The sequence below is a fragment of the Alcanivorax sediminis genome (assembly GCF_009601165.1).
GTDB lineage: Bacteria > Pseudomonadota > Gammaproteobacteria > Pseudomonadales > Alcanivoracaceae > Alcanivorax > Alcanivorax sediminis.
The window spans coordinates 42,895-57,009 of the sequence record NZ_WIRE01000004.1 but is presented as its reverse complement, the minus strand read 5'-3'; the positions used below and the strand labels follow the sequence as shown (position 1 = coordinate 57,009).

Below are 14,115 nucleotides of genomic sequence, written 5' to 3'. Positions count from 1 at the left end.
TCAATCAATGCGCCAGTAGTCGAGGCCGGCCTGCTCAAGTAGCGCTACCGTTTGTTCAAGCGGCAGGCCCACCACACCACTGTAACTGCCCGTCAACTGTGCCACCAGCGCGCCTCCCAAACCCTGAATGCCGTACCCTCCGGCCTTGTCATCCCCTTCTCCCGTGGCCACGTAGCGCGCCAGCTGGTGCTCGTTCAGCTCCCGAAAGCGCACAAGGGTTATGCTGCAGGCCAGAGAACAGGCCTGGCCCTGGGTGAGTGCCAGTGCAGATATGACCTGGTGCTCGTTGCCACTGAGTGCCCGCAACATCTGCAGGGCATGATCACGGTCACGGGGTTTGCCGAGAATCTCTTTGCCCAGCACCACGGCCGTATCGGCGCCCAGCACAGCACCGTCCGGCAGCCCCTCGCTCTGGCGACGAAGCTCACCCACACGGGATTTTTCCTTCGCCATGCGTTCCACATAGGACTGCGGATCTTCGTTATGCAGCGGCCTTTCATCAATGTCCGGCGCTTTCAGCACAGTGAAAGGCACGGCGATCTGCTGGAGCAGCTCGGCACGGCGGGGGGACCCGGAAGCAAGGTAGAGAGTCATAAAAACCAGTTAATAATGAATAACTAATAATGAAGAATTAATAACTACGCAAACCGGGCGCGACAGCAAGTCATATGTGACCACGCCGCGCCATGAACATCTCAATTATTCATTATTCGCTATTAATTATTAATTGCTTGTTCAGCGTACAATAAACCGTAACTGAACCCAGCGCAGCAGTGCACAGACTGGACGCCAGGCAACCGCACTGGCCAGAGAAGAATAGAGGATGGTGTAGGGGGGATAGAGGGTGCGCCCCACGGACTCCTGCACCAGATACGCCAGGAGGCTCACCGAGCCCACCAGCAGGAAGACCACCGCACATTGCTGCAATACCGTAAACACCCGCATGCGCTTGTACGCCAGCAGCATGATGTAGGCTCCCAGAGAGAAACCGAGCCCCCACTGCCCCAGCGTGGAGCCACTGAGCACATCCATATACAGGCCCACAAAGAAGCCCCACAGCACCCCCACCCGGCGCGGCAAGCTCAATACCCAGTAGACCAGCACCAACAGCATCCACTCAGGACGCACCCAGTTGATGGCCTCGGGCAGCGGGACGACTTCCAGCAAAGCCGCCAGCAGCAAAGTCACAATGATGACGCCGGAGCCGGCGGGACGATCATCCCTCATCACTCACCTCCGGGGTCTTGCGCTCAGGCAGGGCGGACGGCTGAACCAGCAAAACGTGGCTTGCGCGATCAATACGGGCAGTCGGTCTTGCGGTAATCTCGGCGAAGGCCGCGCCAGACTGATGACGGACACTGGTCACCTTGGCTACCGGATAACCGCGGGGATAGCGTTGCCCGAGACCGGTACTCACCAGCAGGTCCCCTTCCTCGATGTCCGCGGTGTCCGGCACATACAGCAAGCGCAGCCCACCGACCTGGCCGGTACCCGCCAGCACCGCGCGCACACCGTTGCGGTTAACCTGAACACTCATGGCATGACTGGCATCGGTCAGCAGCAGAACCCGGGAGCTCAGTGGGCCCGCCTCAACCACCTGACCAATCAGCCCCTGGGCATCCAGCACCGCCTGTCCCGTGACCACATCGGAGCCCGCGCCCTTGTTAATCACCAGCTCCTGCCGGTTTGGGTCTGCATCCAGGCCAATGATCTCCGCCACCAGGACATTGGCATCCAGATTGGCGGAGGAATTGAGCAACTCACGCAAGCGAACATTTTCTGCTTCCAGCACGGCCAGACGCTGGACCTTCTGCTCCAGAATCAAGGATTTGCGCTGCAAACGGCGGTTTTCATCCAGGAGGGAGGAGCGGCTTTGCGCCTGCTCGGATAGCCACTGGCCAGAATCCACCGGCAGGTGGGCAATGTAATGCACGGGGGCCGTCAGGGCACCCAGAAAGTAGCGTATCGGCTCCGCCCACGGCGTACGCTGATCCAGCACCATGACACAAATGGAGAGGATCAGCGCAGCAACGAGGCGGTAAAGAGGATTGGCCGGAGCCGACATCAGCCCATGGCCAGCATGTCAAAGCCCTGGCTGTCCATCAGCTCCAGCGCCTTGCCACCACCGCGGGCCACACAGGTCAGCGGGTCGTCGGCAATGATCACCGGCAGGCCGGTTTCTTCAGACAGCAGGCGATCGATATCACGCAGCAAGGCACCACCACCGGTGATCACCAGGCCACGCTCGGCAATATCGGAGGCCAGTTCCGGCGGGGACGCTTCCAGTGCGTTCTTGACCGCGTTGACGATGGCCGCCAGCGGCTCTTTCAGCGCTTCCAGAATCTCTTCGGAGTTCAGGGTGAAGCTGCGCGGCACCCCTTCAGCCAGATTCCGGCCACGCACGTCGATTTCACGGATTTCAGCGCCCGGGTAGGCTGTACCGATCTCGTGCTTGATACGCTCGGCGGTGGACTCGCCGATCAGGGAGCCATATTCCTTGCGAACAAAGGCCACAATCGCTTCATCGAAGCGGTCACCGCCAATCCGTACGGATTCGGAATACACCACACCGTTAAGGGAAATCAGGGCAATCTCGGTAGTACCCCCACCGATATCCACCACCATGGAACCACGTGCTTCCTCTACCGGCAGACCGGCACCGATGGCAGCCGCCATGGGCTCTTCGATCAGGTAGACATCACGGGCACCCGCACCGTAGGCGGAATCCTGAATGGCACGACGCTCCACCTGGGTGGATTTGCACGGCACACAGACCAGTACTCGGGGCGCCGGCGGGAAGAACCCGGTGTCGTGCACCTTCTTGATGAAGTACTGAAGCATCTTCTCGGTCACGTCGAAATCGGCGATCACGCCGTCTTTCATCGGCCGGATGGCAGTAATGTTACCGGGGGTACGGCCCAGCATGCGCTTGGCGTCAGCCCCCACAGCAGCCACACTCTTCTGGGCACCGTGATGCCGGATAGCAACCACAGAGGGCTCATCCAGCACGATGCCGCGGCCGCGTACGTAAATAAGAGTATTAGCGGTCCCCAAATCGATGGAGAGATCGGTGGAGAACATCCCCCGAATACGCTTGATCATGGACATCCTGGCCAGTTTCCTGATTTTTTCGCGAAAATCCGATGCCCAACGGAAAAAAGCAGGGCATCGCTAAGATGGCGCAACTCTAGCAACGGCGCGATCATTGGGCAAGCAATGGCGTCACGCTTCTCTCCGCTTTGCTGGCCCTTTCTCACCGCCGGACAGTGGTCGCGGATAGGCGGTCTATGGTACTTTTTGCCGCTTTCCGGACCCATATCGGCGAGTGCACCCTTTTGCACTCCCCTGTAGATAGTGCCCCGACACCATGCCTACATGGAGAAAACCATGGCCATTGATTCCAAGGTGGTAGCCCAGGTTGCCCACCTGGCTCGCCTGAAAGTGGACACGGCAGACAGCGAAGACCTGTCCAGCCGCCTCAATGACATCCTTGCGATGGTGGATGAGCTGCAGCAGGCCGACGTGGCCGACGTGGCGCCCATGGCCCATCCCCTGGACGTGACCCAGCCGCTGCGTGAAGACGTGGTCAGCGAGCCGAATATTCGCGACAAGGCTCTTGAAATTGCCCCTGCCGCCGAAGAAGGCTGCTTCCTGGTACCCCGGGTGATCGAATAATGGGAACAAGCAACGCCATGCACGACAAGACTCTGACTGAACTCAAGGCCGGTCTCGCCAACGGCGAGTACTCTTCCCGGGAGCTCACCGAACACTTTCTGGCCCGCATCAAGCAATTTGATGGTGAGCTGAACAGCTTCATCACCGTCACTGAAGAGCAGGCACTGGCCCAGGCCGACGCCGCTGACCAGGCCATTGCCGCCGGCCAGGCCGGCCTTCTCACCGGCCTGCCCATCGCCCACAAGGACATCTTCTGCACCGAAGGTGTACGCACCAGCTGTGGCTCGAAGATGCTGGACAGCTTTATTGCGCCCTACACCGCCACCGTGGTGGAAAAGATGGCCGCCGAAGGCGCCGTCATGCTGGGCAAGACCAACATGGATGAGTTCGCCATGGGCTCCTCCAATGAAACCAGCTGGTACGGCGCAGTGAAAAACCCTTGGGATCTGGAACGGGTTCCCGGCGGCTCCTCCGGTGGTGCCGCAGCGTGCCTGGGGGCACGTCTGGCCCCCGCCGCTACCGGCACGGACACTGGCGGCTCCATTCGCCAGCCGGCGGCACTGAACAATGTCACCGGCCTTAAACCCACCTATGGCCGGGTTTCCCGCTGGGGCATGATCGCTTTTGCCTCCAGCCTGGATCAGGCCGGCCCCATGGGCCAGAGCGCGGAAGACTGTGCGCTGATGCTGCAGGCCATGGCGGGTCATGACCACCGTGACTCCACCAGCCTGAATGAAAAAGTGGACGATTATCTTGGCGCCCTGAATGAGGATATCAGCGGCCTGACCATCGGCATCCCGGAAGAATTCTTCCCCGCTACGCTGGACGGCGCCATCGCTGACAACAGCCGTGCCGCCATTCGCGAACTGGAAAAACTGGGCGCCAAAGTGGTGTCGGTATCCCTGCCCAGCATCAAGCTGTCCGTGCCCGCCTATTACGTGATCGCCCCCGCCGAAGCCAGCTCCAACCTGAGCCGTTTCGATGGCGTACGTTTCGGCCATCGCTGTGACGATCCGCAGGATCTGGAGGACCTCTACAAGCGCTCCCGTTCCGAAGGATTTGGTGACGAAGTAAAGCGCCGTATCCTGGTGGGCACCTATGCGCTGTCCGCCGGTTATTACGACGCCTACTACCGTCGCGCTCAGCAGGTTCGTCGCCTGATTCGTGACGACTTTGCCCGCGCCTTTGAAAAGGTGGATGTGCTGATGGGCCCCACCGCCCCGGAGACCGCATTCAAGCTTGGCGCCAAGAAAGATGATCCAGTCAGCATGTACATGGCCGACGTCTTCACCATCGGCGTGAACCTTGCCGGCCTCCCCGCCTTGTCCATGCCCACCGGTTTCATCAACGGCCTGCCCACCGGCACCCAGGTGATCGGCAACTATTTCCGTGAAGGCCAGATTCTCAACGTGGCGCACAAGTATCAGCAAGCGACGGACTGGCATCGTCAGCTACCGGCTTTTGGAGGTGAACAATGAGTTGGGAAGTCGTGATCGGTCTGGAAATTCACGTCCAGCTCAATACCACCAGCAAACTGTTTTCCGGCAGCAAGCTGTCCACTGGCGCAGAGCCCAACACCCAGGCTTCGCTGGTAGACCTAGGCATGCCCGGCACCCTGCCAGTAGTGAACAGGGAAGCGGTACGCAAAGCGGCGCTGTTCGGCCTTGCCATCAATGCGGACATCTGCCGACACAGCGTGTTCGAGCGGAAAAATTATTTCTATCCGGATCTGCCCAAAGGCTACCAGACCACCCAGCTGGACAAGCCCATCGTTGGCGCAGGTGTCGTTGAAGTGCAGCTGGCCCCGAAGGGCAATGAAGGTGGGGAGGGCGAGAAAAAAATTGTCCGTATTCATCATGCCCACCTGGAAGAAGATGCGGGGAAATCCCTGCATGAAGACTTTCATGGCATGACCGGCATTGATCTGAACCGCGCTGGCACCCCGCTAATCGAAGTGGTCACCGAACCGGACATGAGCAACGCAGAAGAAGCGGTGGCGTTTGCAAAAAAACTGCACGCCATTGTCACGTCCATCGGCATCTGCGATGGCGACATGTCCCAGGGCAACATGCGCTTTGATGTGAACGTTTCCATTCGCAAGCCTGGCGAGCCGCTCGGTACCCGTACCGAAACCAAAAACCTGAACTCCTTCCGCTTCATGGAACGCGCCATCAAGCTCGAAGTGGAACGTCAGATTGATGTGCTAGAAGACGGCGGCGAGATTGTTCAGGAAACCCGCCTCTACAACGGTGATACCCACACCGCACGCTCCATGCGCAGCAAGGAAGACGCCAACGATTACCGTTACTTCCCCTGCCCGGACCTGCTGCCAGTGGAAATCACCGATGCGGATCTGGACGCCCTGAAAGCCGCCATGCCGGAATTGCCTGGCGCGCGCAAGGAGCGGTTCATGGCCGACTACCAGCTGTCCGAGTATGACGCGGATCTGCTCTCTGGAGATCTAGCCACCGCTGCATTTTTTGAAGGCGCCGCCAAAGCCGGCAACGACGCCAAGCTGGCCGCCAACTGGGTAATGGGAGAACTGGCTGCAAGGCTGAATGCAGAAGAGAAGCCCATTACCGACAGCCCGGTTTCCGCTGAACAGTTGGGCCAGCTGATTGCCCGCCTCAAGGATGGCACCATCAGTTCCAAGATTGCCAAGCAGGTATTCGAAGCGTGCTGGGCCGGCGAGGGTGACCCGGATGTCATCATTGAAACCAAAGGCCTCAAGCAGATGAGCGACAGCGGTGAGTTGGAAAAAATTGTTGACGACATCATCGCCAATAACGCTCCGCAGGTTGAAGATTACCGCAGTTCAGACGACGACAAGAAAAAGAAAAAAATCGGATTCTTCGTTGGTCAGGCCATGAAGGCCACGCAAGGCAAAGCCAATCCGCAACAGCTCAACCAGCTGTTGAAGGACAAACTGGGATAACGCCGGTCGCCGAACCAGACGGCCGACGCAATGTACGAATTGCGTCGGGCCGCTGGCGTCGAGCATCAGGCATGGAACTCAACCATGACTCAAACTTTCCGTAATCGCGTCACTCTGGAAAAGAAAAACGACATTGCCTACATCACGTTAAGTCGCGCCGATAAATATAACGGCCTGGATTTCGACATGATGGAAGGCCTGATCGACGCCGCCAAGGCGGTGAAGAAAGATCGCTCCCTGCGCGTTGTCATCCTGCAAGGTGACGGCAAAGCATTCTGTGCCGGCCTGGATTTCGGCACTGTGATGACGCAACCATTAAAAGTCCTCAAGGGCTTTACCAAGTACGGCATCAAGAAGACCAACCTGTTTCAGGAAGTCTGCTGGTGCTGGCGAGAGCTACCGGTTCCGGTGATCGCGGTATTGCACGGTTACTGTTATGGCGGGGGCATGCAGATTGCCCTGGCGGCGGATTTCCGTTTTGCCACCCCCGACTGCGAAATGTCCATCATGGAAATCAAGTGGGGCCTCATCCCGGACATGACTGGCACGGTTACCCTTCGGGAGCTGGTCCCCATGGATGTGGCCAAGGAACTGACCATGACGGGCCGACTGTTCAGTGGCGAAGAAGCCAAACAGCTGAATCTGGTCACCCGGGTGGCGAACAACCCGCTCGAAGAAGCCGAGAAGCTGGCCGAGGCCATCAAGACGCGTTCTCCCGATGGCATCAGTGCCGGCAAGAGCCTGTTCCACAAAACCTGGAATGCGTCCGAATCCCAGGCATTCGATATCGAAAGCAAGATGCAATTCAAACTGATGCGCGGCAAGAATTATCGCCGCGCCCTGGCCGCTGGCAAGAAAAAGCAGCCGCCAGAGTTCTTGCCTCGAGAGCGCGATTATTGAGAGAGATGCATCACGCAGCACACTTGATGCAACACGTTAAAAGCCCGTCCGGAAAAACCGGGCGGGCTTTTTAGGGCCAGTCGGAGGTCTGACCAACCCGCCCCCCCCTTTGATCCACGACAAAACTTTCTTGCCATCCATCCCTGTCCAGCAAACGGAACAAGGCGCTTTTGTCTTTCCACGCCAGGCATCTGGCGTCTCGCGTCCGGCGTGCACATCTGCCAACCTCGTCCTGTTTCCTAATGCTTTCTTCCTGCATACTCGAGGAAAACAACACAGTCCTAGAGGCAAAGTATGATATCTGTGGCCGAAGCCAGTGGCGGTTTTGCCGCCTTGTCCCGGATGTACAAGCGCCAGGTGAACGAGCTCATCGGGCAGCTGCCCCTGCAACCGCAAACGCTACCCCTTATCCCGACTGACGACGCCTTCCGCCACGGCATGTGCGAAGACACCACCTATGTCATCAAGGGCGGTATGCTGGGTATGCGCTGCCAGGACAGAAAGTTGTTTATCTGGGATGAAGGGGACTTGATTCTCCCCGACGCCGGCAACAACGAAATCACCTACTATGCAGAAAGCGCGGTATTGCTGGCAGCCTACCCGACGGTCAAACTGGTAGAAGCGATTCTGGAAGATGTTCAACTGGCTCGCCTGTGGACCCGTATTCTGACGACCCAACAGGCCATGCTGGTGAGACTGCTGGCGGCCCATATTCCAGAGGAATCCTACACCACCACCGGCTTTGCCTATTTCGAGCCACGGGATGTGATCATTCGTCAGGGCGAGCCAGCAGACTACGTGCTCAGCCTGTTCGAAGGCGAAGCCGATGTACTGGTGGATGACGTGGTTGTCGGGTCAGTCAGCGAAGGAGAAGTGGTCGGCGCCATTGCCCTGCTTACCCACTCCCCTCGCAGCGCCACGGTGCGCGCCAAAACGCGCTGCTCCGTGGTGAAGGTACCCAAACACGAGTTCAAGGACCTGATTCGTTCCAACCCGGGCATGATTCACAGCCTGCTGTCCGATATGGCCCGGCAGATCAAAACGCTCAATGGACAGGTGGTGGAACTGTCAGCCTGATTGACGCCGCCACCGACGATGAAAAGAGGTGTTGTCATGAAACACTTACTCGGTGCGGCGTTTGTTATTGCAGTGGTGATTCTCATCATCATCGGCCTGACCACGGACGAGCCCATGCCCATGACCGATATGGAATCCGGCATGATGGAGCAAGCCCACCATAGCGACTCTGTCGACCACTAACCACTGGTCGACAGTCCGTTCCCGCCTGACCCGGAGGCCCGCCCGGGACGATCTTCTGTGCGCCTCCTTCAAGTCGCCCACCTGCGCTCGATCAGCCTGAATTCACCCTTCAGAGTGATTCGCCCCCTCATACCCACCGATAAAATAATTTATGCGTATCAAGACACCGGTACTGACTTGCTCAAGCTCAGTAAAAGGAGGGACTATGAATTGGGCATCACTGGGGAAGCCCCCCATACAACAACCACTGACGATTTTGTTCATCGGAGCACTGGTCTCCGCCTGTGGCGGTGGCGGCGGAGGGGGAAGCGCTGCCGGCAACAACACAAGCTCAGTCGGCATCAAACCCGCCACACCGGAAATCTTCACTGTTTATCAGAATAAAGTTCCGAGCACCGGCAAGGATTATGTGCTGGAAATCGCGGGGGTTTCCCTGGAAAACACCAGCGCCGTCGCCGTCAATGGCGAGCCTGCCGAGCTGCTGATCGCCGCGGATTCACAACTGCGCTTCGTTGCACCCGGTGTCGCCGCAGGCGAAGGCCAGACCGAGATCTCCGTCACCACCGGAGGCCAGACGCTTTACACCCATGTCAATTATGATGCCCCCATAGACCAGGTCAGCAAGGTAAGTGTCGGACGCAGTCACTCCTGCCTGCTGCGAGACAGCAAACAAATCTATTGCTGGGGAAGAAACACCTCCGGTATCGCGGCCGCAAACTATGACCCGGATATCGTCTACGTCCCAACCCGCATAAGTAAATACAACGCATCCTTGACAGCACTGTCCGTGGTCGATGTGGCCACCGGGGATTATCACACCTGCGTCGCCCTGGAGAATGGCGCCGTGGAGTGCTGGGGACAGGACTCTCGTGGCCAGATGGGCAACAGCTCAACCTCTGGATCGGCGATCCCTCTGGCTGTGGACGGCATCAGCAATGCCACCAAGGTCAGCGCGGGTGAACGACACAGCTGCGCACTGCTGGCCACAGGCGCCCTGACCTGCTGGGGGGAGTGGGCAAGCGGTGTCGATATCGGAGATGGTGACACCCCAGCCTCCACCCCCATAGACGGCATTACCAAGGTCGCCACCGCGATTGCTTCTGGTGCGGCCCATGTCTGTGCCTTGCTCGACAACGGCGCCGTCGAATGTGGTGGCAACAATCAATTCTTCCAGCTCAGCGACGGCTCACTGGATGGCAGCAGCGCCGCCAAATCTGCAACAGCCATTGCCAGCGCCAGCAACCACACCTGCGCCCTGCTGGAAAATGATGACGTTGTCTGCTGGGGCTATAACGGCAATGGCAGCCTCGGTAGCAACAGCTTCGTGGGTGCCTCCAGCGCGGCACCGCAAAAAGTCGACGGTATTGATGGACTGACACCCGACACCACGGCCATCGCGATCTCAGCTAATTGTGCAGCGATGGAAACCGGTGCACTGAAATGCTGGGGGGAAAACGATTACGGCATTGTTGGTGACGGCACCACCGAACACCGACTCTCGCCTGTTGCAGTCATCGGCCTGGATGGCGTGAACCGCAGTGTCGCCAAGGTGACGAATAATGCCAACCGGACTTGCGCCACCCTTGAGACCGGCGGTGTCATGTGCTGGGGCTACGCCCTATACGGCAGGCTGGGCCTGGGCAACTGGGACAGCCAGAGCAGCCCTCGCCCGGTATCCCTGTTCAACGGCACCGATGCACACGCGATAGCACTCGATATGGGCCAGGATGGCGGTTGCGCCATCGACACCAGCGGAGCCCTGTCATGCTGGGGCACCAACGACAATGGCGTCCTCGGCACCGGACAAAACCAGACCGCGCTGGAGTTTACCGATACGCCCATGGCGGTATCGGGCATTGATGGCATCAGTGCCACCGCGACGCACATTTCTCGCGGTTATTCTTCCGCCTGTGCAGTGCTGAGCACGGGGGCTGTGCAATGCTGGGGCTACAATGATTACGGCATGCTCGGCCAGGATCCCAACATCAGCAAGAACGCCAGCCCGACCAACGTTTACGGCCTGGATGGCACCACAAAAGCCACCGCCGTCGCTATTGGTTACAGCCACGCCTGCGCCCTCATGGAAACGGGTGCAGTGAAGTGCTGGGGAGAAAACTACGATGGTCAGCTGGGCATAGATAGTACCGTTACCACAGAGAGCTACCAGCCCGTCGATGTGACCAGCCTTGATGGCGTTACTGCCCGTGCAACTCAGATCGATGTGGGCGAATACAACAGCTGCGCCCTGCTCGATACTGGAGCCGTAAAGTGCTGGGGCTCGAACAGCGACGGTCGCCTCGGGGTTGGTGATGACCAGGTCTATCAGTTGGACACACCCACCGTTGTCGCCGGTATCGACGGCAGTAGCGATGCCAGCCGCGCAAAAAGCCTGTCGCTGGAGTGGAACCACGGCTGTGCCGTCATGAAAAACGGCAGCGTGCGCTGCTGGGGCGCCAATGGAAGTGGCCAGCTGGGCGACGGCCTGACTGAAAATGCCTACACCCCGGTTGAGGTACAGGGCCTTCCCAGCGCCACCGACGTCAGCGTGGGTTCGGACTTTACCTGTGCAAGACTCAGCAATAGCGGCGCTAAATGTTGGGGCAGCAACAGCGATGGCACTCTCGGCCGAGGGAATCAGCTCGACTCCGCCACCCCGGCAACCGTTATCGGTTTCAATGGCGACAATGCGGCCCTCGCGGCCTTGAGCGTGGGGGAGCGCAATGCCTGCGGCCTAATGACCAATGGTGCCCTGATGTGCTGGGGGCGCAGTTCCACCGGTGCCCTGGGTAACGATTACCTAAAGAATAATGAACCCACGATGGAGTTGATGGCAGAGTCCCCCACCGGGATTATCATCGGCTTCTGAGTACTCGCTCACGAAAAGGCGCTCAGGCGCCTTTTTTTATACTCTCGCGCTCACGGGGTAGTAAGATGAGCGCATGAAAATTGTGCATATCGACGATCACGCGCTCTTCGTCGAAGGTCTGAAAGCAATTCTGGGACACGACATCCACACCGCATCCAATGCGGAGGAAGGTCTGTTGCTGGCAGAACAGCACCCTGATGCAGACCTTATTCTGGTTGATCTGGGACTGCCTGGCATGGATGGTCAAGCCCTGCTTAAGGCACTCTTTGCCAGAGGTGTTGTGGCCCCGGTGGCCATCATGTCGGCGGCTGAAGACAACTGGAAAATCAAACGCTGCCTGGATGAGGGGGCCATGGGCTTCATTCCCAAAGCCCTTCCCGTTCAGCACATTAAGCTAGCGATTGAGCGCATCATGGCCGGGCACTTTTTTTTGCCCGATGACCTGAAGACACGCCTTGATCAACTACCCGACATTGAACCCGAAGAAGAAACGGCCCGCATCGCCGCCAGCCATCGCATCACTCGCCGCCAGCTGGATGTACTGAGGCTCATGCAGCAAGGTTATGGCAACCAGGAAATCGCCAATATTCTTTTTCTCAGCGAGCACACCGTCAAATCCCACGTTAAAGCCCTGCTTCGAAATTTTGATGCAGCAAACCGGGTGGAGTGTGTCCGTTGCGCTGAACGCGCGGGTTTACTCGGACAGGTGGCGCACTAATCGCTGTAAGGCGGCCCTCAGTTGCGGCGCCTTCACCGGTTTAAATAACACCAGACTGACCTTCTCCCTGACCCGCTCAAGGGTTTGCGGATCCGTGTCGCCGGTCACCATTATCGCCGGGATCTCACGGCCAAGCGCTGTCTTCAGGCCATCAATCACATCCTCACCGGACTGATTTCCACGCAACCGGAAGTCTGTCAGCACCACATCTGGCAGCCAGCCCGAAAGCACCACCTGCTGTGCCTCCTGCAACGACTCCGCCTCCCGTACTACCAGGCCCCACTGCCCCAACAGGGTGGCCATCCCCTCGCGAATAGCACATTCATCATCCACCACCAACACATTCAGGGCGGGCAACATCCACTGATCGCGGGTCACACTCCCAACGACGGTCACCGGAGCATTGCCCGCATCCAGTTCGATAGTGAAGCAGGCCCCCTCGCCGGGAACGGAATCAATCAGGACCCGGTGCCCAAGCAAGGCACACAAGCGACTGACAATAGCCAGACCAAGCCCCAAGCCCTTGCGGCTGTCACGCTCCGGATTCGCAAGCTGATAAAACTCGGAAAAAATGGCCTCGTGTTCCTCGGCAGGAATCCCCGGTCCGGTATCCTGCACCCGAATCCGGACCCGCTTCCCCTGCTGCTCGGCTCGCAAGGTGATACTGCCCTGCTTGGTATAACGCAACGCGTTTGCCAACAAGTTGGACAGGATTCTTTCCAGCAACAGGGCATCACTTTTTACAAAAACTGCATGCCCTGTAAGGCGAAACGTCACCCCCTTTGCCTGAGCCTGTGCCTCTACGCTTTGCGCCAGCTTGTCCAGTAATGGCGCCAGCGCCATATCTTCCTTGTGAACCGCAACAGACTGGGAGTCCAGACGGGAAATATCCAGTAGGCTGTTGAGCAACTCCGTCATGCTGCTGAGGGCATCCTGCAGACGACCGTAGAGCACCTTGCCCTCCTCACTGTCCACCTGCCTTTCCAATGAGGACAGAAAAAGGTTCGCAGCCTGCAAGGGCTGGCGAATATCATGGCTGGCCGACGCCAGAAAGCGGGACTTGGACGCGTTGGCCTGCTCCGCCTCCGCCAGCGCATTATCCTTCTCTACCTGCAGGCGCAGCAGTCGAATCTGCAAGCGATGCAGGTTCAAGCTGTAGCCAAGAAGAAAGCACCAGAAGATCGGCACCAGTAGTCGGATAATAATATTCTGGCCGAAATCGAGCTGATTCAGATGCCAGGTGAGGGATGCCAGAATCGGTGTAATAAACAGGAAGTAGCTGAGCGGGTACAACGCCATTGTGGCGGAAGGACTGGTACACACGCCGATGAGAATACTGATCAGGGTGACGATATAGACCGGGTTTTCAGTTTGCAGAAAGGCAAAAGGCGCCAGACCCCAGGCGCTCCCCATGGCGAACACTATCAGCGCATTCAGGTCTCCCCATTGGGACACCGTCAATCCACTTGGGCGCCAGTAATAAAACAGAAAACAGAGCAGAGCGAAAACCAGCAGCAAGCCATGCGTCGACAACCACAACGTATTGGCAAACGCTGATGCTTCTCCCCGAAACACGAACCATACCAGCGCCGCGCCGAAGATGCTGCCTACCAGGTGAGGCCGCAGCTCAGACATGGATTGCACCAGCCTGGCATGATCAATTTGTGCGGCATGCTCATGCTTCTTGAAAGGAATCATCATCCTTAACGCTTCCCCATAATGACGACGCCCCCCTTGAAACGGGCGCGCCTCAGTTCAACC

General features: G+C 58.4%; 13 protein-coding genes. 8 read left to right on the top strand and 5 right to left on the bottom strand.

Translation table 11 applies throughout. The features are described 5' to 3' along the window. The 4 genes from GFN93_RS16830 to GFN93_RS16815 all read right to left on the bottom strand — a co-directional run bounded on the left by GFN93_RS16830 (nt 1) and on the right by GFN93_RS16815 (nt 3,102). The gene (locus GFN93_RS16830) at nt 1-594 is read right to left on the bottom strand and encodes a Maf family protein (RefSeq protein ID WP_153502460.1); all 594 of its coding nucleotides are present in this window, start codon (nt 592-594) and stop codon (nt 1-3) included. A gap of 141 nt (nt 595-735) precedes the next feature. Then, nucleotides 736-1,227: a rod shape-determining protein MreD gene (gene mreD / locus GFN93_RS16825; RefSeq protein ID WP_153502459.1), complete on the bottom strand. Its 492-nt coding sequence runs from the start codon at nt 1,225-1,227 to the stop codon at nt 736-738. Beyond that, entirely contained in the window at nt 1,217-2,065 is an 849-nt protein-coding gene (gene mreC, locus GFN93_RS16820) for a rod shape-determining protein MreC (protein WP_153502458.1), read from the bottom strand. The genes mreD and mreC overlap by 11 nt, the downstream gene beginning before the upstream one ends. Next, complete coding sequence (locus tag GFN93_RS16815; protein WP_153502532.1) at nt 2,065-3,102, bottom strand: rod shape-determining protein; 1,038 nt, start codon at nt 3,100-3,102, stop codon at nt 2,065-2,067. Before GFN93_RS16815 ends, mreC begins: the two co-directional genes overlap by 1 nt. 285 nt (nt 3,103-3,387) lie before the next feature. Between GFN93_RS16815 and gatC the strand changes: the two genes are divergently transcribed. From gatC to GFN93_RS16775, 8 genes are all read left to right on the top strand, one after another. Continuing rightward, on the top strand, nt 3,388-3,675 hold the full coding sequence (gene gatC / locus GFN93_RS16810) for an Asp-tRNA(Asn)/Glu-tRNA(Gln) amidotransferase subunit GatC (RefSeq protein ID WP_153502457.1): 288 nt from the start codon (nt 3,388-3,390) through the stop codon (nt 3,673-3,675). Nucleotides 3,676-3,692: 17 nt separating this feature from the next. After that, nucleotides 3,693-5,153: an Asp-tRNA(Asn)/Glu-tRNA(Gln) amidotransferase subunit GatA gene (gene gatA / locus GFN93_RS16805; RefSeq protein ID WP_153502531.1), complete on the top strand. Its 1,461-nt coding sequence runs from the start codon at nt 3,693-3,695 to the stop codon at nt 5,151-5,153. Beyond that, on the top strand, nt 5,150-6,610 hold the full coding sequence (gene gatB / locus GFN93_RS16800; protein WP_153502456.1) for an Asp-tRNA(Asn)/Glu-tRNA(Gln) amidotransferase subunit GatB: 1,461 nt from the start codon (nt 5,150-5,152) through the stop codon (nt 6,608-6,610). Before gatA ends, gatB begins: the two co-directional genes overlap by 4 nt. Before the next feature lie 84 nt (nt 6,611-6,694). Continuing rightward, the gene (locus GFN93_RS16795) at nt 6,695-7,510 is read left to right on the top strand and encodes a crotonase/enoyl-CoA hydratase family protein (protein WP_153502455.1); all 816 of its coding nucleotides are present in this window, start codon (nt 6,695-6,697) and stop codon (nt 7,508-7,510) included. Between the two features lie 294 nt (nt 7,511-7,804). Continuing rightward, nucleotides 7,805-8,587 carry a cyclic nucleotide-binding domain-containing protein gene (locus GFN93_RS16790; RefSeq protein WP_153502454.1) on the top strand — a complete coding sequence of 261 codons (783 nt, stop codon included), beginning with the start codon at nt 7,805-7,807 and terminating at the stop codon, nt 8,585-8,587. 36 nt (nt 8,588-8,623) lie between these two features. Continuing rightward, nucleotides 8,624-8,770, top strand: coding sequence for a hypothetical protein (locus GFN93_RS16785; RefSeq protein ID WP_153502453.1), 147 nt, complete (start codon nt 8,624-8,626; stop codon nt 8,768-8,770). A gap of 205 nt (nt 8,771-8,975) precedes the next feature. Then, nucleotides 8,976-11,636 (top strand): RCC1 domain-containing protein, encoded by a 2,661-nt coding sequence (locus GFN93_RS16780; protein ID WP_194285843.1) that lies wholly within the window; start codon nt 8,976-8,978, stop codon nt 11,634-11,636. A 73-nt stretch (nt 11,637-11,709) separates the two neighbouring features. Next, a complete protein-coding gene (locus tag GFN93_RS16775; RefSeq protein ID WP_153502451.1) occupies nt 11,710-12,354 on the top strand; it encodes a response regulator in 645 nt (214 codons plus the stop codon). Here the strand turns inward: GFN93_RS16775 and GFN93_RS16770 are convergent. Then, nucleotides 12,331-14,055: an ATP-binding response regulator gene (locus GFN93_RS16770; protein WP_153502450.1), complete on the bottom strand. Its 1,725-nt coding sequence runs from the start codon at nt 14,053-14,055 to the stop codon at nt 12,331-12,333. The two genes, GFN93_RS16775 and GFN93_RS16770, sit on opposite strands and share 24 nt — an antisense overlap. Between the last annotated feature and the right edge of the window lie 60 nt (nt 14,056-14,115).